Below are 21,193 nucleotides of genomic sequence, written 5' to 3'. Positions count from 1 at the left end.
AAGCCGCAATGTCAGCAATGCGGTCCAAACAAAAAAAGCCACGGGTCCCCAAAGACTGACGGGATACCCTTGACTGCCTCGGGGATTAATTCCCCAAATTCGATAAGTATTGATCTGCCCAGTCATCAACCTTGGCTAGCATTGCGTCAAGCGTCAGGCCGCTGGTGTCCAGTACTTTAGCGTCTTGGGCTGCCTCCAATGGGGCCGCTTCACGGGTCCGGTCACGCACATCGCGCTCACGCATCTCGTCCAAAACGGCCGACAGAGTAACGCTCTGACCGCCATCAAGCAACTGTTGGTGGCGCCGGCGCGCGCGCTCTTCAGTACTGGCGTCCAAGAAAATCTTAAGACCGGCGTCAGGGAATACCACCGTCCCCATGTCCCGCCCATCCGCTACTAAGCCAGGCCATTTAGCGGCGTGGCGCTGCCAATCCAACAAGGCGTCGCGCACGCCTGGAATGACCGCCACCTTGGAGGCGTCTTGGCCGGCTTTTTCGGTTCGGATCGCGGCGCTGACTTCACGCGCATTCATCCAAACCCGAAGGCGCCCTTGGGCATGCTCGAAGCTGGCATCCAAGGCCGCCGCCACCGCCGTGCAACCGACCTCGTCATCCAAACTGACACCGTCCCACTCGCAGGCCAGGCCCACCAAACGGTAAAGGCTGCCGGAATCCAGCAGTCGAAAACCCAAACGTGTACTCAGGTGACCACAAGCCGTGCCCTTGCCAACACCGGACGGCCCATCAATCGCAATGATCGGAACAATCAATGCGACGTCTCAGACAATTTAACGCCAAGCCCCATGCATAGGGCTTTAAAGTTCGGAAACGAAGTTGCGACGTGCTCGATGTCACGCACCACGACCGTGCCGGACGCGCGTGTTGCCGCGATCACAAAACTCATGGCGATACGATGGTCCATGTGAGTTTGGATGGCAGCGTCAGCAAACACCCGGTCCAGTGACCCGGGTATCAGGGCGCCGTCATCCCGTGCCTCGGCTGCAACCCCCAGTGCATTCAGCCCATCGACCATGGCCTGAATCCGGTCGCTTTCTTTGACCCGCAGCTCCTCGGCGCCGGTAATCAAGGTATCGCCCTCGGCACAGGCCGCCGCAATCATGGTCACCGGCAGTTCATCAATAGCCAGAGGCACCAACGCCTCAGGGATGTGAATACCCTTTAATGGCGCATAGCGCACACGCAAATCGGCCACCGGTTCACCACCGACCGTATGCTCGTTCAGGCGCTCGATGTTGGCGCCCATCAGCAGCAGAATATCAATGATGCCGGTGCGCGTCGGATTGACCCCAACGTGGGTCAGAGTCAGATCGGCGCCGGGGGTGATACTGGCGGCCACCAAGAAAAATGCAGCCGATGAAATATCCGCAGGCACTTCAATATCGCACGCCGTCAACCTACCACCGCCGACCAAGCGCGCGGTCGCGCCGTCGCGCTCAACCTTATAGCCAAAACCGTTCAACATATTTTCTGTGTGGTCACGAGTCGGCGCCGGCTCGGTCACCGAGGTCTCGCCGTCGGCAAACAAACCCGCCAACAGCACCGCGCTCTTGACCTGGGCACTGGCCATCGGCATGTCGTAGTGGATGCCTTTTAACGGCGCGCCGCCACGCAAGGTCAAAGGAGGCGTACCGCCCTCGGCCGTTTCGATGACCGCCCCCATGCGAGCCAACGGATCCGACACCCGCTTCATCGGGCGCTTGGCCAAAGAATCGTCGCCCTGCAGGGTGACGTCAAACGATTGGCCGGCCAGTAACCCGGACAACAACCGAATGCTGGTGCCCGAATTGCCCATCCACAAGCGGTCTTTGGGCGCGCGCAAGCCGTGCATCCCAACCCCATGAATGGTCACGCGGCCATCCACAGGCCCGTCAATTTGGACGCCCATATCGCGAAAACACTGGAGCGTCGCAAGGGCATCCTCGCCTTCCAGAAAGCCAGAGACCTCAGTCGTGCCTTCGGCGATAGCGCCCAACATGATAGATCGGTGCGACATGGATTTGTCGCCGGGGACGCGGATGGTGCCTTGCATGGTGGCGCCGGCGGTTACCTGCCAGTGTTTACTCATAGTCTGTGGTTCCTGCAATTGGGTAAAAAAGTCACGTGCGCTTTTAGCGCGGGCAAAGCGGGTCTGCATGGCACGGCCATCGGCGCGATCAACCTCGGCACGCAATGCCGCTAGGCCATCTGCAAAGGCGTCGATCTGGGTCAGCATGGCGGTCCGATTGGCGATAAAAATATCGCGCCACATGACCGGATCGGACGCGGCAATGCGGGTAAAATCGCGAAAGCCGCCAGCGGCGTAGCGAAAGATGTCAAGGTGCCGGTCTTCGTGGGCCAGCGTATCAACCAAGCTGAAGGCCAACAAATGCGGCAGGTGGCTGGTCGCCGCTAGAATCTGGTCGTGTTCTTCAACGCCCAGCCACTCGACCTGGGCACCGGCGTCCCGCCACATTTGGGCGACGCTCGCCTGGGCATCGGGGTCGGTGTGTTGATCCGGCGTCAGTAACACCCGACGCCCCTGATACAGGTCGGCACGGGCGGCTGTGACGCCACTGTTTTCACTGCCGGCAATCGGGTGACCGAGCACAAAGCGCGGCGGCAATTCGCCAAACACCCGGCAGGCCGCATCGACCACGCTGCCTTTAACGCTACCGGCGTCGGTAATAATCTGCGACGGCGTCAAGTGCGGACGAATCGCGGCCAGCACCGTTTCAAATGACAGCACTGGCGTCGCCAACAAAATGATGTCAGCGCCCTCAATGGCTTCGGCCAAAGTGTCGGGCATGGCGTCCGCCAACCCCAACTCCAGCGCCTGACGGCGAGTTTCCGCCGAGCGCGCGAATCCAGTCACCACCAAATCCGGTTGGCGCGCCCGCAAAGCGGCGGCCAAAGAGCCGCCGATCAAACCGAATCCCACAATACTAAGGTGGCGCAAACTCACAGCACAGCGCGGGGATAGGACCCCAGTATTTGCAGCTCCAGGCACTGCTCGCGTAAATCGTCCAACAAGGCGGCAACTTCAGGGTCCTGTTGATGCCCATTAAAGTCGAGGTAGAACACATAAGCCCAGGTCGCCATCCGCGCCGGGCGGGACTCTAACCGGGTCATGTCTATGTTGCGATCTTTGAAGGGTTCCAACAGGCCATAAAGCGCGCCAGGCTGATTTTCCAGGCTGACAATAATCGAGGTTTTGTCGTCCCCAGTCGGGCCGGGTTCGATGCTGCCGATGACCAAAAATCGGGTCGAGTTGTCCGGCTCGTCCTCGATGCGACGGGCGACAAACTCCAAATCGTAGCGTGCCGCGGCCATATCACCACCAATCGCGACCCAAACTTCGCCGGCCGGCATGTCCTCCGCAATCATACGTGCCGCCTCGGCGTTCGAAGTGACCGCGGTGCGCGTGGCCTGCGGGATGTTGGCATCCAGCCATTGGCGACACTGGGCCAGTGACTGCTGGTGACTAAAGACCTGGGTAATGGCACGCACATCAATCGCGCCGGCGGCCATCAGGTTGTGGTGAATCGGCATCTCTACTTCACCGCAAATTTTAAGCGGCGAATTGATGAAGCAGTCCAAGGTGTGGCTGACCACGCCCTCGGTCGAGTTTTCCACCGGCACGACGCCGTAATGCGCACTGCCGGCTTCGACTTCGCGAAAAACGTCACGGATAGTGGTTTGAGGCGCCGGTCGACCGGCGCTGCCAAAGTGCTTTTGCGCGGCGGCTTCGGTAAAGGTCCCCTCGGGGCCCAAAAAGGCGATCCGCGTGGGCTCTTCCAAGGCCAAGCAGGCACTCATAATTTCGCGAAAAATGCGTGCGATGCGTTTCGGCGGCAAGTCACCTTGGGCCCGGTCAATCACCTCACGCAAGACCAAGGCCTCGCGGTCTGGACGATAAAACACCACGGGCTGATCGTTCGAGTCGGCCTTTTTAACCCGGCCGACCTGTTGTGCCAGTTCCGCACGGCGTTCAATCAACCGCTGGATCTGCAGGTCGACGTCGTCAATCCCCTGCCTTAATTGGTCAAGGTTCATGCGCGGGTCGCCTCGAAATGTTGCATAAACTGAATCAATGCCGGCACCGCAGCATCCGGCAAAGCGTTGTACAGCGACGCGCGCATACCGCCGACGCTGCGATGGCCTTTGAGGAACATCAAGCCCTGCGCTTCGCTTTGGCGGACAAATTCAGCGTCCAAATCCGGGTTGGCCAGCAAAAATGGCACATTCATCCACGACCGCGCCGCCGGCGCCACCGGATTGCTGTAAAAGTCGCTCTGGTCGATCGCCGCATACAGTGACGTGCTGCGGCGCTGGGCGGCCGCTTTCATGGCACTGACGCCGCCGCGCTGCGTGATCCACGCCAACACTTTTTCGATCAAATAGACCGCAAAAACGGGCGGCGTATTGACCATCGAGCCCTCGGCATCCAGCTTGGCAAAATTGAACACCGGCGCCAACGCCGCATCAGCGTTTAACAGGCTGCGTTTGGCGATCACCAAACAAACACCGCTCGGGCCGAGGTTTTTTTGGGCACCGGCATACACCAGGTCATGCCGGGACCAGTCAATCGCCTCGGAAAAAATGCTGGAGCTGGCGTCGCACACCACCGGAACCTGGTGGGTGCCAATGTCCGCCACCCGAACCCCGTGGATCGTTTCGTTGTGACAGTAGTGCAGATAATCAACGCCGCTCACTGGGGACAGAGCCGGCACGTCGACGTAAGGCGCCGCGCCGGTCACGGTGACCGCTGCGTGGCGCTGGGCACCCTTGATTGCTTTTTCCGACCAGGCACCGGTGTTCAGCACATGAACCGAAGCCGGCGAGAGGTTCTGTGGAATCAAGTCAAACATAGCGCTGGCGCCGCCCTGGGCAAAGATCACGGCGTAATCATCCGGCACCGCCAGCAGCTCGCGGATCTGACGCTGGGCCGACTCAAAGACGGCGATGACACGCGGGTCTCGGTGACTGATTTCCATCACCGAAGTCCCCAGCCCCTGCCAATCTAGCAGTTCAGCCTGGGCCGATTCGAGCACCGACAGCGGTAGGCCGGCGGGACCGGCACTGAAATTAAACGTCCGCATCGTCACCCTGGCCCGGCTCGCTGGACTCGCGATCGAGTTCCACCGCGGCCTCTACCGCGTCCATGTCCTCGACGCCGTCGTCTTCACCGGTGTCCGGAACGCCGGCGACGCTAACCAGCTGTTCGCCCTTGGCGACTTTGAGCAATGTCACGCCCTGCGCGGCACGGCCCAACTCGCTGATCTGCTCGACTGGCGTGCGCACCATAGTGCCGCGGTTCGAGATCAAAATAACGTCGTCTTCGGGGGCGACCTGTACGGCACCCACCAGCTGACCGTTACGGTCAGAACAGTTAATCGCGATTACGCCCAAACCGGCCCGCCCTTTGAGCGGAAATTCATCAATCGCAACGCGCTTGCCAAACCCGTGTTCGCTGGCCAGCAACACCGAGGTGCCCTCGCCCGGAATAATCATTGAGATCACAGACTCGGCGCTGGGGTCGCGGAATTTAATGCCGGTGACGCCGCGCGCCTGACGGCCCATGGAGCGGACCAGGCTTTCTTCGAATCGCAAGGCCTTGCCTGACGAGGTCATCAACATGATGGTTTGACGACCATCCGTCAGCGCCACGCTGATCAATCGGTCACCCTCATCCAAACCAATCGCAATGATGCCGGCGGCACGCGGACGCGCAAACGCGACCAGCGGTACTTTCTTGATCACGCCACTGGCGGTCGCCATGCACACATTGCGGTCTTCGCCGGCCTCGTCCTTGGCCAAGGGCAAAATCGCAGTGACTTTTTCGTCACCCAACCCTTCGAGCATATTGATCAGAGGCCGGCCACGGGCAATCCGGCTGGCCTGGGGTATTTCGTAGACTTTGAGCCAAAACAGACGGCCCTTATCGGTGAACATCAAGACCGTATCGTGGGTGTTGGCGATCAACAGGTGCTCGACCACGTCCTCTTCTTTCAGACCGGTCGCGATTTTACCTTTACCGCCGCGGCGCTGGGCGCGGTAAGCAGAAATAGGTTGGCACTTGGCCCACCCATCGCGCGACAACGTCACGACCATTTCTTCGGGGGCGATCAGGTCTTCAGTTGTCAACGACAGGCGGTTTTCGATAATCACGCTGCGGCGGTCATCGCCGTAGCGCGCACGAATGTCCTCAAACTCTTCGCGAATGACCCGCTTGAGTTCAGCCGCATCGCCCAAAATCAGCTTCAGCTTAATAATGATTTCGAGGATTTCATTGTAATCCTCCATGATTTTGTCTTGCTCAAGACCGGTCAAACGGTGCAATCGCAGGTCCAAAATCGCTTGCGCTTGGGCCGGGCTCATGTGGTAGTCCGTGCCGACCAAACCATAGCCATCCGGCAGGTCCTCGGGCTTGACGCCGCCTTCGCCGGCACGTTCCAACATCGCCATAACGTTGCCCGGCGCCCACCCGCGTGCGACCAACTTGTCTTTCGCTTCGCCGCTGTTGGTGCTGGACTTAATCAACTCGATGATCGGGTCAATGTTGGCCAATGCGACCGCTTGCCCTTCTAACACGTGGCCTTTACGGCGCGCTTCCTTAAGCTCGAAAATCGAGCGCCGGGTGACCACTTCACGGCGGTGCGTCAGGAACTCTTCTAACAGGTCCTTGAGGTTCAAAATCCGCGGCTGGTTACCGACCAAGGCGACCATGTTGATGCCAAAGCTGGTTTCCAATGCCGTGTCTTTAAACAGCTGGTTCAGGATCACTTCCCAGGGTTCGCCACGGCGCAGCTCGACCACTAAGCGAATGCCGTCTTTGTCCGATTCGTCACGCAGCTCGGAAATACCTTCGATGCGTTTTTCTTTGACCAATTCGGCGATCTTTTCGGTCAACTTGGCTTTGTTGACCTGGTAGGGCATTTCGGTGAAGACAATCGCAACCTTGCCATTGTCCTTTTCTTCGATGATGTGCTTGGCGCGGATGTAGCATTTGCCACGCCCGGTTCGGTAGGCATCACGCACGCCCGCCAGGCCATTAACGAATCCACCCGTCGGGAAGTCCGGCGCACGCACGTGCTCCATCAACTCTTCTACGTCGGCCTCGGGCTTGTCGAGCAACACAAAGCAAGCATCTAAAATTTCACGCAGGTTATGCGGCGGAATGTTGGTCGCCATGCCCACCGCAATACCGGCGCTACCGTTGACCAACAAGTTCGGGATTCGAGTCGGCAACACGTCGGGGATTTTTTCGGTGCCGTCGTAGTTCGGCACATAGTCGACCGTGTCTTTGTCCAGGTCACCCAACATTTCATGGGCGATGCGGCGCATCCGGATTTCGGTGTAACGCATGGCCGCCGCGCGGTCACCGTCAATCGAACCGAAGTTGCCTTGGCCGTCGACCAAGGGGTAGCGCAGGCTAAAGTCCTGCGCCATCCGAACGATGGTGTCATAAACCGCGGTATCACCGTGGGGGTGATACTTACCAATCACGTCACCGACAATACGCGCGGATTTTTTATAGGCACGGTTCCAGTCGTTGCTGAGCACGTCCATCGCGAACAGCACGCGCCGGTGGACCGGCTTTAGGCCATCCCTGGCGTCGGGCAATGCGCGGCCGACAATGACCGACATGGCGTAGTCCAAATAGCTCTGTTTCAGCTCGTCTTCAATGTTAATCGGCTGAATTTCGCGGGAGTCCGTGCTCATCGCAATCCTTACACTGGGTCAGGTTAGTGGGAGTGCCCGCGGCGGTTATTCAGCGACAAATCCGCCCGGCGCGCGACTCCCAAATTTGGCCAGAAAGAGTACCATAGCCAATCGCCGTTGAGCAGAGGCCCGAGATTGAAATCCGTTGACTTACAAATAGATGCACGTTGGATCGCACCCGTTGTCCCAGCAAAGGTTCTAGAGCACCACAGCTTGATCGTGGATAAGGGCCGAATCATCGACCTGTGCCCAACCGCGCGCGCCCGCTTACAGTACCAAGCCAAGCAACACCACCAGCTGGGGGAATCCATCGTCACGCCTGGGTTCATTAATCTGCACAACCACGCCGCGATGACTTTGATGCGCGGCGTCGGCAGCGATTTACCACTGCAACAATGGCTCGAAGACGCGATCTGGCCGATGGAAAATGCCCAGGTCTCGTACGAGATGGTGTCGTTGGGCGCGCGCTGGTCGATTGCCGAAATGCTGACCGGCGGCACCACGACCTTTAGTGACATGTATTTCTACCCGGATGCAGTCGCCGAAGCGGCGTTGGAAATGGGCCTGCGCTGCCAACTGGCGACGCCGATTATCGACTTCCCCACCGCCTGGGCCACGGATGCCGCCGACGGCATTTCTAAAACGCTGGCGCTGCACGACCAATACAAGCACCACAGCCGCGTCACTATCGCGCTGGGGCCGCACGCGCCCTATACCGTCAGTGACGAAACCTTCACCAAGTTAAGAACCCTGGCCGACCAACTTAACCTGCGTATCCAATGCCACGTTCAGGAAACCCAGTCCGAGGTCGACGACGCTATCAAAGCTGGCGGTGAACGTCCGCTCCAGCGCTTGCATCGACTGGGTTTGCTAGGCCCTGATTTTCAAGCGGTCCACGTGGTCGCGCTGAACGACGACGACATTGCGTTGCTGGCCGAAACCAACTCCACCGCGGTGACCTGCCCGGACTCGAATTTGAAACTCGCCAGTGGACTAGCCCGGACACGCGATTTGTTGGCCGCCGGCGTCAACCTGTGCATTGGCACCGACGGCGCTGCCAGCAACAACGATCAGGACCTGTTAAGCGAAGCCCGCAATGCGACTTTGCTGGCCAAGGGCGGTAGCGGCGATGCGACCGCTATGACGCTGCAGCAAACCCTGCAAGTCATGACCCTGAATGGCGCCCGCGCCCTGGGCTTGGACGACGAAATCGGTAGCCTGGAAATTGGTAAGGCCGCTGACATGGTCGCGATCAACCTGTCCGACCCCTTTTTGAAGCCGCTGACCGACCCGCTGGCTGCGGTGTTTTACACCGCCCGCGCCTGTGTCGATCAGGTCTGGATTGACGGCCGCCTTAAGGCTGAGCAAGGGCGCCCCGCCGGCGTCGACGTCAATGCCCTGGCCCGCGATGTTCAGCGCATGCGCAAAACCATGGAGAAGTCATGAACAAAGACGACGCCGAATTGGCGCGCTTCAACGCACTGGCGCGCGATTTCTGGGACCCCAAAGGCCCGATGAAACCGCTGCACATGCTGAATCCGCTGCGTATCGATTGGATCGAAAACCAATACGGCAGCTTGGTCGACGCCGAGGTGCTGGACATCGGTTGCGGTGGCGGACTGGCGGCCGAAGCCATGGCCGCCCGCGGGGCTGTGGTGACCGGTTTGGACGGCGCCGACAAACTGTTAAAAGCCGCCCAGCTGCACGCTGACGACCACCAGATCCAGGTTGACTACCAACTGGGCATGGCCGAGGACTGGGCCGCCGCCAATCCCGGCCGCTACGAGTTGGTGACCTGCTTGGAAATGCTCGAGCACGTACCGGACCCAGAATCCGTGATTGCCGCCATCAGCCACGCACTGGCGCCCGGCGGCACCGCGGTGCTGAGTACCCTCAACCGGACGGCTCGCGGTTTTTTGCTGGGCATTGTCGCGGCCGAGTACCTGCTTAAATGGGTCGAACCGGGCACCCACACCTACCGAAAATTCATCAAACCGAGCGAGCTTGCCGAGATGTGCCGCCGCCACGGGCTCGAAATCAAGGCCGTAACCGGCGTACGCTTGAATCCGCTGCGTGCGCTGCAGCCACAGCCGTTCGAACTGACCCAGAACGATTTAGCGGTCAACTACTTCATGAGTGTAAGGAAGCCTTTGTGAGCCAGATTCTGCATGCCGACTACCCGATCGACCAGCAGCTGCAAGGCCAGATTCACCTGGTCACCGGGGCCACCCGCGGTATCGGCGAAGCCCTGTGCTGGAGCTTGGCGCGCGCCGGCGCCACAGTGTTGATGCTGGGTCGCGACGAGGCCGCCCTCGAAACCCTTTACGACGGGCTGATGGCCGAGTCGCTGCCGGAACCGGTGATCATCCCGCTGGATCTGGAAACCCTAACGCTGGACGCCGCCGAAGAACTCGCCGGCATGATCGAAACGCACTTTGGTAAACTCAACGGCGTTATCCACAACGCCGCACTACTGGGCTCACGCACCCCCGTCGCCAGCATCAAAAGCAAAGAGTGGGAACGTGTGCAGCGCGTCAATGTCGACGCGGTCCTTTACCTAACCCAGGGCCTGCTGCCGCTGCTGGACGCCACCGAAAACGCCACCTTGGTGTTGACGTCCAGTGGGGTCGGTGCCAAAGCGCGTGCCTACTGGGGCGCGTATGCGGTCAGCAAATTCGCCATCGAAGGGTTGGCCCAGTTGCTGGCGGACGAACTCGAGAACACCTCGAGCACGCGCGTTTTCTGCATTGACCCTGGCGCCACGCGAACGTCAATGCGCGCGGCCGCCTACCCGGGCGAGGACCCGATGGATCACCCCGAGCCGGCGCAGCTAATGCCCTTCTATCACTGGCTATTAAGCATGGACAGCCAACCCCAGCGCGGCCAACGCATCAAAGCACGACTGGACCGCTGACGCTTTTCTGACACGGCGGCAATGGTTGGCCGCAAACGATGCTGCCAACCACCGCCAACCCACGCCAAGCCGCCGGCGAAACGCAAACCAGATCACAATAATGACCCTAATCACTCATTGTACGGCCGGCGAACCCGGCCTTGGCACAGCCATTGCTGTGTGAATCTGACGCACCGCAGAGGATTCACCATGCACTCGTTACAACCCCGCACACAGAACGCACAGATGTACCTACTGGAAACACTGGAGCCGCAGTCGCTGCTGACGCGTGTGTTAGAACTGTGCGCCGGCGACGGCTACGTTGGGGCCAGCTTGCGGACCCGCGACCTGCCCAGCTGGCATGTCGGCGACCGACGGCTACGCCGCGACTGCCTGCCTATCACCTGGCAAGGCGAAGACATCGCTGAACTGATCCTTTACGGCCCCGGCACGGGTAGCGCGCTGGCACGGCTGGGTGAGACGGTATCCATGGCGATTGCCTACACGGTGCGGTTGGCACGCGCCGAGCATGCCGCCAACATCGATCCTTTAACGGGCCTGGCAAACCGCCGCGCCTTTCACCAACACACCCATCGTGGTGACTTTCGGGTCGCCATGCTGCTGGATTTGGACCACTTCAAACAGGTCAACGACCGCTATGGCCATTGCGCAGGCGACAAAGTTTTGGTCCACGTCGCCAAGCGCCTGCAACGGCATTTGCGCGCCGGTGACTGTGCCTATCGCTGGGGTGGTGAGGAGTTTTTGGTGGTGATGAGCGTGCACGCCGGGGATGACGTGATGGCCATTGCCGAGCGGTTACGCGGCCAGATTAGCGGCACCCTCGGGCTGGCCGGGATCCGCTGCGCAATCAGCGCCAGTGCCGGCGTCGCTTATGGCGACTGCGACCTGAGCGCCTTGATCGATCAGGCTGACAAAGCCCTGTATGCGGCCAAAGATCGCGGCCGCAACCAGACCTGCCAGGCCTTTATCGCTTGATGCGGACGCGTTTTTTGCTGACGCGGCGTTCTTTGATCAGCTGATCCGGGGTCTTTTGCGGCACGGCGGCCCGTTCGACGCCAACCGAATCGGCGAGGTCGTTGCAGCTACGCTGGTCCAACTCTTCCCAACGACCCGAGCGCAGGCGTTTGGGCAAGAAGATGCAACCGTAACGCACGCGACGCAGGCGCGACACAGTGACGCCCTGGCTGTCCCACAGGCGCCGAGCTTCACGGTGCCGCCCTTCCATCAGAACACAGTAGTACCAGTGGTTCTGACCGTCGCCGTCCTCCAGCGAGGGCTGAATGTCGGTAAACTTGGCCGGTCCATCTTCGAGTTCGACGCCAGTTTTGAGGCGGTTAATCATTTCGTCACCGACGTGACCGCGCACACGAACCGCGTATTCACGGTCAACCTGACTTGAGGGGTGCATTAGCTTATGGGCCAAATCACCGTCGGTGGTAAATAACAACAAACCACAGGTGTTGACGTCCAAACGTCCGACCATGATCCAGCGGCCTTGGCCTGGATCGGGCAGTCGATCGAACACCGTCGGGCGCCCTTCCGGGTCCGACGCGGTGCACACTTCACCTTCGGGCTTGTGGTAGGCAATAACGCGGCGGAATTGGGTAAAGGCCGTTTCAACCTTGACCGGTTTGCCGTCGATGCGCACGGTATCACCGCGCTCCAGGCTGTCCCCGATGGTCGCCGCTTTACCGTTAACCTTGACGCGGTTTTCTTTGATTAGCTGTTCAATACCGCGACGCGAGCCAACACCTGCGCGCGCTAAAACTTTATGAATTCGTTCCTTCATTGGACTCCGTGCTGGCCGTGACACGGCCATGCCACCCTGGGTGGCGTTTAAAAAGGTGGCGGCAAACAGCCGCCGGTTGCGTCAGCACTCCACTGAGCGCCGAGCATCATGCCAGAATCAGCCCGCCGCTGCGCGGCCGGCTTTCAACTGCGCCAACTTATTCCCATGGCTTCGCGAACTTCTTCTAAGGTCGCGCGGGCGGCTTCCTGGGCGCGTTCACAACCCTCGGCAATCACGCCCTTGACCAAATCCGGGTCCGATTCGTACTGAGCGCCACGTTCGATGAAGGGGGCTTGCTCAGCAATGATCGCGTCAATCACCGGCTTCTTACAATCCAAACAGCCAATGCCGGCACTGGTGCAGCCATCCACCACCCACTTTAGGCGGTCGTCGTCGCTGTAAACCTTATGCAGTTCAAACACCGGGCATTTATTCGGGTCGCCGACATCGGTCAGCCGGACCCGGTTGGTGTCGGTCGGCATTTTGCGGATCTTCATCGACACGCTATCCGGATCTTCGCGCAGCTCAATAAAGTTATTGTAGCTTTTAGACATTTTTTGGCCGTCGATGCCCGGCATTTTAGCTTCTTCGGTCAGCAGCGCCTGCGGCTCCGGCAAAATCACCTTGCCGGTGCCCTCGAGGTAACCAAACAGACGCTCGCGATCCGCCAAACTGATGTTTTGCTGCTCTTTAAGCAGCGCCTTGGCGGTTTCGACCGCTTCGGTGTCGCCGGTTTCCAGGTAGGCCTTGCGCAAGTTACGGTACAGCTTGCCCGGCTTTTTGCCCATTTTGCTGATCGCCGCCTCGGCCAAGGCCTCGAAATCGGGTTCACGGCCGTACAGGTGGTTAAATCGGCGAGCGACCTCGCGGGTAATCTCGATGTGAGCGACCTGGTCGGCACCGACCGGCACGTGGCCGGCTCGGTACATCAAAATGTCCGCGCTTTGCAGCAACGGATAGCCCAAGAAGCCATAGGTGGCGAGGTCTTTTTCTTTCAGTTTTTCTTGCTGGTCTTTATAGGTCGGCACCCGTTCGAGCCACCCCAGCGGCGTAATCATCGACAGCAGCAAATGCAACTCGGCGTGCTCGGGCACACGCGACTGGACAAACAGCGTGGCGCTGGACGGACTAACGCCGGCCGCCAACCAATCCACGACCATGTTGAAGGTCGCATCCTTAATGACGCGTGGGTCTTCGTAGTGGGTGGTCAAGGCGTGCCAGTCGGCGACGAAAAAGAAGCAATCGTATTCGTGCTGAAGTCGAGTCCAGTTCTTTAATACACCGTGGTAATGGCCCAAATGTAAACGCCCAGTGGGACGCATGCCCGATAGCACACGGTGATCGGTTTCAACCCTGCTCAAAAGTGGTTCCTTTTCATTTATTCAAAAACGCTGGCGTCGCCAGCACCCTGGCGGACGATTTCGGCCGCCTCGCCAGTCAGATCAATTACGGTGGTCGGTTCGAGCCCGCGGAAGCCGCCATCCAGTATCAAGTCGACTGCATGACCAATGGTCGATTCAATTTCCCACGGGTCCGTCATCGGTAGCGTTTCACCCGGCAGAATTAGGCTCGAGCTCATCAGTGGCTCGCCCAACTCATCCAGCAGCGCGCGCAGCACCTTGTCCTCCGGCACACGAATGCCGATGGTCCGACGCTTGGGGTGCATCAGTCGCCGAGGCACTTCGCGACTGGCATTCAAAATAAAGGTGTAAGGCCCGGGCGTGTGATTTTTGAGCAACCGGAATTCAACGTTGGTGATTCGCGCAAAGGTCGATATCTCGGACAGGTCGCGACACAACAGGGTGAAGTTGTGTTTGTCATCGAGGCGACGAATTTGGCGCACACGCTCTACGCCAGTCTTGTTTTCCAGCGCACAGGCCAAGGCGTAGGCCGAATCCGTCGGGACCACGGCAACCCCGCCGTCACGCAATCGCTCAGCCGCTTGCTTGACAAGCCGGCTCTGCGGATTGTCAGGGTGTATGTGAAAAAATTGAGTCAAACTTACCTCGACGTCTACTAACCGTTATGATGCCACACTCCTAAACCAAAGCGGATGCGTTGTGAAACTGTTGCTCGATTTTTTGCCGATTGTTCTTTTCTTTGCGACCTACAAATGGACCGGCGATTTAATCACCGCAACCTTGGTGCTGATCCCCGCCACCATCGCCCAGGTCGCCTTTGGTTACTTTAAAACGCGCACCCTAGAACCCATGCCGCTGGTCACACTCGGATTGGTAGTGGTACTAGGTGGCGCCACGGTCTACCTCAACGACCCGATTTTCATCATTTGGAAGCCAACATTGGTCAACGGCTTATTTGCTATCGCCTTTGTCGCCAGTGAATTCGTTATGGGTGGGATTCCGGTGGTTAAACGCCTGATGGGATCCGCAATGACGCTACCCGATGCCCTATGGATCAAACTTAACCGTGCCTGGGTAATGTTTTTTATCCTATCTGGCGCGACCAATTTGGTAGTCGCGTACCAGTTTTCCGAAGACACCTGGGTTAACTTCAAGTTGTTCGGGATGCTCGGCTTGACCCTCGTATTTATCGTGCTCCAAGGCGTGTGGATGTCCCGCGTTGCGCCTGAATCATTTAACAAGGATTAACCATGTTGTTTTCTATTGTCGGCACCGACCACCCGAATTCACTCGAAGGCCGAAAAGCCGCCCGCCCCGCGCACGTCGCGCGTCTTCAGACCCTCAACAACGAAGGTCGACTGGTGTTAGCCGGTCCGAACCCCGCGATCGAGTCGGATGACCCGGGCGAAGCTGGCTTCACGGGCTCCGTGGTAATTGCTGAGTTCGAAACCCTGGCCGACGCCCAAGCGTGGGCGGATTCGGACCCGTACGTCGACGGAGGCGTCTACGCCAACGTGGTGGTCAAGCCCTACCGCAAGGTTCTGCCCTAATGCGCAGCTTATGCCGTTCGTTTGCGGTAATCACCGCGCTGGCCGTGCCATCCATCGCGCAGGCAGAAACCCGCTGGGTTACGGATAAACTCGAAGTGCCTATTCGCAGTGGCGAAAGCAACGAATATCGCATCCTACGGTTCTTGGATTCCGGATCCGAAATTGACGTCCGCAGCCGCAACGCCGCGTCCGGTTACAGCCTCATTCGTGACGGTCAAGGCCGCGAGGGTTACATACTCTCGCGTTACCTAGAGTCCGAGCCTACTGCCTCCAAGCGCTTAGTCGAAGTCCAGACCCAACTCACCCAAGTCTTGAACGACGCCCAAAACGGCTCCAAACGGATTGCTGATCTGCGCGAATCACTGGAATCGGTGACCGCTGAGCGCAACGCCGCCCAGCAAGAGCTGGCGTCAGTGTCGGCGGAACTGAGTGAGTTGACCCGGGTGTCGTCCAATGTCATCGCCATCAACAGCGCCAACACCGACTTGCGTGAGCGCGTCCAGCAACTGGAAGACGAGTCATCGCTGCTGCAAAGCGAGAACTTAACGCTGCGTGACGACAAGGACAAAACCTTCATGTTGCTCGGCGCCGGCTTGGTCTTTGCCGGTATCTTGCTGGGGCTGCTACTGCCCTCACTGCGGCGCAAACGCCAGTCCAGCAACTGGTTTTGACGCCCTACCCCGACCCTCAGGTACGCGCTGTCGTTGACGCCGCGGACCTGACTCGGATTACGCCGCCGGACCTGTACGGCATCGATTGTTTGGGCCTAGCGGATTTTGGCGACGGCGCTGAATGGCTGGCCCTGCTAGCCGCGCCACCGTCGCGCCGACTGATTGTCGTCAGCCGCAGCGACCACTGCCCCACACGCCAGGCCCTCCAAGCCGCGTATCCGGCACTGGCGCACTTGCTGAGTGACTTCCCCTATCCCAGCCCCGGGCATCACCGAATCATCATCGGCGTGGTCGAGCTACACCTAATTATCCAGCAGCCCTGGCACAGCTTCGACGGTTATGTCGACGGCTGGTGGGGGCCGCAACCTGAGGTTATTCAACCGCTGCGACATTTTACCCGTCCGTTAGCCCACGGCGCCCAGCGTGTGGCCGTGATCGGCGCCGGCCTCAGTGGCACGCAAACCGCCGATGCCTTGCGCCGGCGCGGTGCCCAGGTCGTGCTAATGGACCCGGCGCCGGCCAGCGGCGCCAGCGGCAACGCCCAGGGCATGTTGTATATCGCGCCACAACGCGAACCGACACCCGCCTCGTTGTTTTGGCTACAGGCCTTTGAACACGCCCTGCGTAGCTATCGTGAATGCCCGCATTTCCATCCCAGCGGCCTGTTTTGCATGGCCGAGCACGCGGATCAAATCCCTAAATTACAGACCTTAATGGCCGCCATCAAACGGCCGCCCGAGCAGGTCCGTTTTATGGACGCCGACCAGGCCAGCGTTCAGCTCGGTCAACGCGCTCGATTAGGCGGTTTGTTTTGGCCGCAATCCGGCTGGATGGAAGTCGCCGAACGGGTCAAATCCGAGGCCGCTCGACTGGACTGCCAGGCACTCACGGCACTGGACATCCGCGAGCACGACGACGGCATCGTAATCACCACTGACGGGGGCGATTACTCGGTCGACGCCGTTGTACTGGCGAATGCCACCGCAGTCCGGCAATTCGCGCCGGACTGGCTGCGGGTCCAAGCTGTGCGCGGTCAAATCAGTCGACGCCGGGCTGACCAGGCGGTCACCAGTGCCGTTTGCGGCGAGGGCTACCTGACCCCGGCTGCGGCGGATGGCTACATGAGCTTTGGCGCCAGCTTCAACCCCAAGGATGACGGCACAGATTTGCGCGCCGAAGACGATGCCGACAATGATCGGCGGGTGCGCGAACTGGTTGAGTTAGGCGACCCTGGCAAGCCCGGAGCCTCACGCGCATCGGTTCGCTGTGCCAGCCCGGATTACCTGCCGATCGTTGGCCGTTTGCCGGACGATGATTGGATTCAAGGGTTGGCTAAATTACGCACCGACGCCAAGTGGCGACCGCCGCACCCGATGCAGGGGTGGCGACGCATTGCAGTCAATGTGGGTCACGGCAGTCGTGGGCTGACCAGTACGCCCTTGTGTGCCGACCTGGTGGCGGCAGACCTGACCGGAGAGCCGTTGCCAATTGCCAAGGGTCTATTTGAGCACCTGACGCCGGCGCGGTTTTTAATCCGTGCGTTGAAACGCAACCAGCTCTAAAACGGCCAAAAGCTACGTTTTAGCGAATCCCGGCAACCGGCCAATTGACGGTCGTAAGTCTGGGCGCGCGACGCAACGCTGGACGCGACGTTTTGCAGCCAGCGTTTTTTCTTATAGGTGCCACGCTTATAGCCGCCCATGCCCTCGTGATAGGCGTAGTAAAGGTGCTTGGCGTTACGCCGGCTAATGCCCACGCTGCGCGCGCTGCGCGCGTTGTACCAGCCGATGAAGTCCGCTGCATCTCGAAAATTGTCACGGTCAGCGCCCCAGTTGGCCTCTTTTTTATACTCAGCCCAGGTACCCGTCTTGGCTTGGGCGTAGCCAAAAGCGTTGCTGGCGCGCGGGCCCGGAATCACCCATAGGATTTTTTTGCGCGGGGGTCGTGCATTGTGAACAAACGAGGACTCTTGGCGCATAAAGGCCAAAATCGTGCCCTCGCTAATGCCCCATTTTTTAGTCGCATCGGCGGTCGCGTCATACCAACCGTCTTTGCTTTTGAAAATATCGCAGGCATTTGACTGATTGCGCGGCGGAGCGGTGTTCGCACACCCCACCAACAACACCATCAAGGTCATCAACGGCACTACCTTCACGCTTCCCACCCCTTCAATTTAGCAATCAGCTCAGCCTCGTCCATCACCGGCACTCCCAGCGATTCTGCCTTGCTCAGTTTCGAGCCCGCGCCGGGACCGGCGACCAACTGCGAGGTATTTTTAGACACACTGCCTGCCACCTTGGCCCCCAGCGCCCGCAGCCGCTCGCCCGCCTGGTCTCGGGTCAGCGACTCCAGCGAGCCGGTCAAGACCCAGGTCTGGCCCGCCAGCACGTCCGATATTGGTCCATCCTCAAGCGGCCACTCAACGCCGCAGCTCAGTAGATCATCGACCCACTGCTGTTGCGCCGGGTTGTGGAAAAAATCGACCAGGTGCTGGGCCACTACCGGGCCGACGTCGTCGACCTCGATCAGGCGCTCAACGCTCGCGGCCCGTAAACCGGCCAAATCAAACTGTCCGGCTAGGGTTTGCGCGGTGCGCTCGCCGACTTCTCGAATGCCCAGGGCAAACAGGAAACGGGCAAAGGTAGTCACTTTGCTGCGGGCTAACGATTCAACCACCTTGGCGGCACTTTTTTCGCCCATGCGCTCAAGCTGCATCAGGGTTGCCGGTTGCAACCGGTACAGGTCCGCCGGACGCTGGATCAGCTGCTGATCGACCAAGGCCTGCAGCAGCTTGCTGCCGACGCCATCCACGTCCATTGCTTTGCGCGACACAAAGTGCGCCAGTGCGGTCAATCGCTGAGCCTTACACACCCAGCCTGCGGTGCAACGCAGCACCGCTTCGTCGGCTTGACGCTCCAACGGGCTGTCACAGACCGGACACTGGGTCGGCAAAACCAGGGCGGGTTGGCGATCGGCGCGTTGCGCGTCAATCACCCGAACGATCTGAGGGATAACGTCACCGGCGCGACGAATCATGACCTGATCGCCAATCCGGACCCCAAGACGGGCGATTTCATCGACGTTGTGCAGCGTCGCGTTGCTGACCGTGACGCCACCAACAAACACCGGCTGCAAACGCGCAACGGGAGTGACGGCACCGGTGCGACCCACTTGCCAGTCAATCGCTTGCAATTGAGTGGCGGCTTCTTGGGCTGGAAATTTGCGCGCAATGGCCCAGCGTGGTGACTTTGCCACCGCGCCTAGCTCACGCTGCCATTGATGCTCGTCGACTTTGTAAACAATGCCGTCAATTTCGTAGCTAAGCTCGGCGCGACGCCGACTGAGGTACTCGTAGTAAGCCTCGGCGGCCTCGATCGAATCAACACAGCGGGTTTCCGGATTGACCGGCAAGCCCCATCGCTCGAACTGGGCCAAGGTTTCGCTGTGGGTAGCGGCGTCCAAATCGCCAACCACGGCGCCGGCGCCATACACGTACAAATCCAGGGGCCGACTGGCGGTCACCTTAGGGTCCAGCTGACGCAGGCTACCTGCGGCGGCGTTGCGCGGGTTAACAAAGGTCTTAAGGCCGGTCGCGGCCAAGCGCCGGTTCATCGCATCAAAACCTTTGCGTGGCATGAACACTTCGCCACGAATCTCTATCGACGCGGGCCACGGGCCGTTTTGTAGCTGATGCGGCAACGCACGTAGGGTCTTTGCATTGAGGGTGATGTCTTCGCCCGTGCTGCCGTCCCCTCGGGTCGCGGCTTGGACCAAAACCCCGGCCTCGTAGCGCAGGTTGATGGCAACACCGTCCAGTTTCGGCTCACAGTTAATGCGCGGCGGCGACGCCAAGTGATGGTCCTTGCGCAGCCGCGTCAGACCGCGTTCATACCACGCCACCAGCGATGCCGCGTCAAAGGCATTGTCCAAGCTGAGCATCGGCTGGTGGTGGGTGCTTTTGTCGAACTGCGCAAGTGCTGAAAAACCCACGGTTTGGGTTGGACTGTGACTGACCAGCCACTCCGGATGGGCCTTTTCGCTGGCCTTAAGGCGTGCCAGCTCGTCGTCGTACTGGCTGTCGCCGACCAGCGGCTCATCCAACACATGATAATGATAGTCGTAGGTGCGAAGCCGTGACACCGCTTCTAGGTAACTGCTCCGATCGTGCATGCCTAGCCCGCCACGCCCCCTTGGCGAATTTTCTTGGCGTAGGCTTTGACTTGGGTTTTAGCCGCGTTGATGAATTCAAGCTGCAGCGGGTGTTGGTGGCTGTCGAGCACATCGGCTTTTAAACGGCGCGACATTTGACGGGCGCTAGATACCATTTCCTCGAACCCATGCTCCGGGTCGCTGTGGCCGTTCAGCTCCATCAGCAAAATCACGCCGGGGCTGGTAAAACCTTCCATCGCGCCCTGGGGAAACACGCCTTCGGGCGTTGCGTTAGCGACGCTGTAGAGGACCTCGCGGCCACTGCCGCTATGGCGGTGATATAGGTCACGATCGCCCAACGAAAGGCCCATCGAGACCAGCGCGTTGCGCAGGTCGACACCTTTGAAGACGCCCTGTTTAGGGGTCACAAATAGGGTCACCAACTCGTCAGATATAACGCTCGCCGACGTAGACTCCTGGACCGGCGCACGCGGTTTTACCCGCGGTTCGCTGACCCATTCACCGTTGGCGTCGGGTTTTACCTCGTCGGCCGGCTTCTCGACGGCCGCTGCCGGCGCAGGTGTCGAAACGGGTGCCGGCGGACGTTCATCCACATCGAGGTCCAAGCCCGGCTCGGTCGGTTCGCTGTGCGATTTGTCGCGCACAGCACCGATCTCATCATCCAACCCAAAATCCAAGTCCATCGGTTGCATTTTGCCGCCGGCGACATCGACCAGTTCTTCGTGGAAGATATCTTGCTGGACCGGTTCCGGAGTCATCAAGACGTCGGACGTTTTTTCTTGCGGTGTCATTTTGAACGGCAGTTTGTACTTCGATGCCGAGCGAGACCGACGCACGCCGTCCCACAACACAAAACCGATCGCAATAAAGCCAAACAGTATGGCCCACTCTCGTAATCCGAATTCCAACGCCTGTCTCCTAGTCCCGCGCCACCATTGTCACGAACCAAACCGCCGGTTCGATAGCGTGTTGATAGTAACACCCATCACCGTCAAAACCGCCGCTGTGTTACCCGGA

Annotated in this window: 19 protein-coding genes; 8 read left to right on the top strand and 11 right to left on the bottom strand. The window is 59.6% G+C overall.

Features of this window, described 5'->3' with window-relative positions:
* Positions 1-85: 85 nt before the first annotated feature.
* From cmk to gyrA, 5 genes are read right to left on the bottom strand one after another with little or no spacing between them, the layout of a single operon-like run.
* Complete coding sequence (gene cmk / locus GH975_RS05490; RefSeq protein ID WP_153713560.1) at positions 86-769, bottom strand: (d)CMP kinase; 684 nt, start codon at positions 767-769, stop codon at positions 86-88.
* The gene (locus GH975_RS05485) at positions 766-2,961 is read right to left on the bottom strand and encodes a bifunctional prephenate dehydrogenase/3-phosphoshikimate 1-carboxyvinyltransferase (protein ID WP_211365850.1); all 2,196 of its coding nucleotides are present in this window, start codon (positions 2,959-2,961) and stop codon (positions 766-768) included. The genes cmk and GH975_RS05485 overlap by 4 nt, the downstream gene beginning before the upstream one ends.
* A complete protein-coding gene (pheA, locus tag GH975_RS05480; RefSeq protein WP_153713559.1) occupies positions 2,958-4,052 on the bottom strand; it encodes a prephenate dehydratase in 1,095 nt (364 codons plus the stop codon). The genes GH975_RS05485 and pheA overlap by 4 nt, the downstream gene beginning before the upstream one ends.
* Positions 4,049-5,098, bottom strand: a complete 1,050-nt coding sequence (gene serC / locus GH975_RS05475) for a 3-phosphoserine/phosphohydroxythreonine transaminase (RefSeq protein ID WP_153713558.1) — start codon at positions 5,096-5,098, stop codon at positions 4,049-4,051. Before serC ends, pheA begins: the two co-directional genes overlap by 4 nt.
* The gene (gyrA, locus tag GH975_RS05470; RefSeq protein ID WP_153713557.1) at positions 5,085-7,721 is read right to left on the bottom strand and encodes a DNA gyrase subunit A; all 2,637 of its coding nucleotides are present in this window, start codon (positions 7,719-7,721) and stop codon (positions 5,085-5,087) included. The genes serC and gyrA overlap by 14 nt, the downstream gene beginning before the upstream one ends.
* Positions 7,722-7,838: 117 nt before the next feature.
* Here gyrA and GH975_RS05465 point away from each other — a divergent pair, with 117 nt between their 5' ends.
* The 4 genes from GH975_RS05465 (at position 7,839) to GH975_RS05450 (ending at position 11,610) form a co-directional block, all read left to right on the top strand.
* Positions 7,839-9,167 carry a TRZ/ATZ family hydrolase gene (locus GH975_RS05465; RefSeq protein WP_153713556.1) on the top strand — a complete coding sequence of 443 codons (1,329 nt, stop codon included), beginning with the start codon at positions 7,839-7,841 and terminating at the stop codon, positions 9,165-9,167.
* Positions 9,164-9,877 carry a bifunctional 2-polyprenyl-6-hydroxyphenol methylase/3-demethylubiquinol 3-O-methyltransferase UbiG gene (ubiG, locus tag GH975_RS05460; protein WP_153713555.1) on the top strand — a complete coding sequence of 238 codons (714 nt, stop codon included), beginning with the start codon at positions 9,164-9,166 and terminating at the stop codon, positions 9,875-9,877. Before GH975_RS05465 ends, ubiG begins: the two co-directional genes overlap by 4 nt.
* Positions 9,874-10,635 carry a YciK family oxidoreductase gene (locus tag GH975_RS05455; RefSeq protein WP_246164767.1) on the top strand — a complete coding sequence of 254 codons (762 nt, stop codon included), beginning with the start codon at positions 9,874-9,876 and terminating at the stop codon, positions 10,633-10,635. Before ubiG ends, GH975_RS05455 begins: the two co-directional genes overlap by 4 nt.
* A gap of 189 nt (positions 10,636-10,824) precedes the next feature.
* Complete coding sequence (locus tag GH975_RS05450; RefSeq protein WP_170272552.1) at positions 10,825-11,610, top strand: GGDEF domain-containing protein; 786 nt, start codon at positions 10,825-10,827, stop codon at positions 11,608-11,610.
* Here GH975_RS05450 and rluB read toward each other — a convergent pair.
* The 3 genes from rluB to GH975_RS05435 all read right to left on the bottom strand — a co-directional run bounded on the left by rluB (position 11,600) and on the right by GH975_RS05435 (position 14,423).
* Positions 11,600-12,424: a 23S rRNA pseudouridine(2605) synthase RluB gene (gene rluB / locus GH975_RS05445; RefSeq protein WP_211365848.1), complete on the bottom strand. Its 825-nt coding sequence runs from the start codon at positions 12,422-12,424 to the stop codon at positions 11,600-11,602. The two genes, GH975_RS05450 and rluB, sit on opposite strands and share 11 nt — an antisense overlap.
* A 143-nt stretch (positions 12,425-12,567) precedes the next feature.
* Positions 12,568-13,785, bottom strand: coding sequence for a tryptophan--tRNA ligase (locus tag GH975_RS05440; RefSeq protein ID WP_211365847.1), 1,218 nt, complete (start codon positions 13,783-13,785; stop codon positions 12,568-12,570).
* A gap of 17 nt (positions 13,786-13,802) precedes the next feature.
* A complete protein-coding gene (locus GH975_RS05435) occupies positions 13,803-14,423 on the bottom strand; it encodes an L-threonylcarbamoyladenylate synthase (protein ID WP_153713552.1) in 621 nt (206 codons plus the stop codon).
* A gap of 61 nt (positions 14,424-14,484) precedes the next feature.
* Between GH975_RS05435 and GH975_RS05430 the strand changes: the two genes are divergently transcribed.
* Genes GH975_RS05430 through mnmC form a run of 4 tightly spaced genes read left to right on the top strand, consistent with a single transcriptional unit; the run spans position 14,485 to position 17,568 of the window.
* Positions 14,485-15,033, top strand: coding sequence for a septation protein A (locus GH975_RS05430; protein ID WP_153713551.1), 549 nt, complete (start codon positions 14,485-14,487; stop codon positions 15,031-15,033).
* 2 nt (positions 15,034-15,035) lie between these two features.
* Positions 15,036-15,335 carry a YciI family protein gene (locus GH975_RS05425; RefSeq protein WP_153713550.1) on the top strand — a complete coding sequence of 100 codons (300 nt, stop codon included), beginning with the start codon at positions 15,036-15,038 and terminating at the stop codon, positions 15,333-15,335.
* Complete coding sequence (locus GH975_RS05420; protein ID WP_153713549.1) at positions 15,335-16,006, top strand: TIGR04211 family SH3 domain-containing protein; 672 nt, start codon at positions 15,335-15,337, stop codon at positions 16,004-16,006. The genes GH975_RS05425 and GH975_RS05420 overlap by 1 nt, the downstream gene beginning before the upstream one ends.
* Positions 16,003-17,568, top strand: coding sequence for an FAD-dependent 5-carboxymethylaminomethyl-2-thiouridine(34) oxidoreductase MnmC (mnmC, locus tag GH975_RS05415; protein ID WP_170272551.1), 1,566 nt, complete (start codon positions 16,003-16,005; stop codon positions 17,566-17,568). The genes GH975_RS05420 and mnmC overlap by 4 nt, the downstream gene beginning before the upstream one ends.
* On the opposite strand, the gene GH975_RS05410 is transcribed toward mnmC, so the two are convergent.
* The 3 genes from GH975_RS05410 to GH975_RS05400 are packed head-to-tail and all read right to left on the bottom strand — an operon-like array spanning position 17,565 to position 21,084.
* Positions 17,565-18,161 (bottom strand): transglycosylase SLT domain-containing protein, encoded by a 597-nt coding sequence (locus GH975_RS05410; RefSeq protein WP_246164766.1) that lies wholly within the window; start codon positions 18,159-18,161, stop codon positions 17,565-17,567. The genes mnmC and GH975_RS05410 overlap by 4 nt on opposite strands.
* Positions 18,158-20,176 carry an NAD-dependent DNA ligase LigA gene (ligA, locus tag GH975_RS05405; protein WP_153713547.1) on the bottom strand — a complete coding sequence of 673 codons (2,019 nt, stop codon included), beginning with the start codon at positions 20,174-20,176 and terminating at the stop codon, positions 18,158-18,160. Before ligA ends, GH975_RS05410 begins: the two co-directional genes overlap by 4 nt.
* A 2-nt stretch (positions 20,177-20,178) precedes the next feature.
* Positions 20,179-21,084 carry a cell division protein ZipA gene (locus GH975_RS05400; protein ID WP_153713546.1) on the bottom strand — a complete coding sequence of 302 codons (906 nt, stop codon included), beginning with the start codon at positions 21,082-21,084 and terminating at the stop codon, positions 20,179-20,181.
* Between the last annotated feature and the right edge of the window lie 109 nt (positions 21,085-21,193).

This window comes from Litorivicinus lipolyticus (assembly GCF_009650135.1).
Lineage (GTDB): Bacteria > Pseudomonadota > Gammaproteobacteria > Pseudomonadales > Litorivicinaceae > Litorivicinus > Litorivicinus lipolyticus.
Note: the sequence above shows the minus strand (reverse complement) of the source record. Positions and strands in the feature narration are given on the sequence as shown.

Bases quoted from the DNA above. Each gene is read 5' to 3' on its own strand.
- pheA (WP_153713559.1), bottom strand. From the start codon at position 4,052: ATGAACCTTGACCAATTAAGGCAGGGGATTGACGACGTCGACCTGCAG.
- serC (WP_153713558.1), bottom strand. From the start codon at position 5,098: ATGCGGACGTTTAATTTCAGTGCCGGTCCCGCCGGCCTACCGCTGTCG.
- gyrA (WP_153713557.1), bottom strand. From the start codon at position 7,721: ATGAGCACGGACTCCCGCGAAATTCAGCCGATTAACATTGAAGACGAG.
- ubiG (WP_153713555.1), top strand. From the start codon at position 9,164: ATGAACAAAGACGACGCCGAATTGGCGCGCTTCAACGCACTGGCGCGC.
- GH975_RS05450 (WP_170272552.1), top strand. From the start codon at position 10,825: ATGCACTCGTTACAACCCCGCACACAGAACGCACAGATGTACCTACTG.
- rluB (WP_211365848.1), bottom strand. From the start codon at position 12,424: ATGAAGGAACGAATTCATAAAGTTTTAGCGCGCGCAGGTGTTGGCTCG.
- GH975_RS05425 (WP_153713550.1), top strand. From the start codon at position 15,036: ATGTTGTTTTCTATTGTCGGCACCGACCACCCGAATTCACTCGAAGGC.
- GH975_RS05420 (WP_153713549.1), top strand. From the start codon at position 15,335: ATGCGCAGCTTATGCCGTTCGTTTGCGGTAATCACCGCGCTGGCCGTG.
- ligA (WP_153713547.1), bottom strand. From the start codon at position 20,176: ATGCACGATCGGAGCAGTTACCTAGAAGCGGTGTCACGGCTTCGCACC.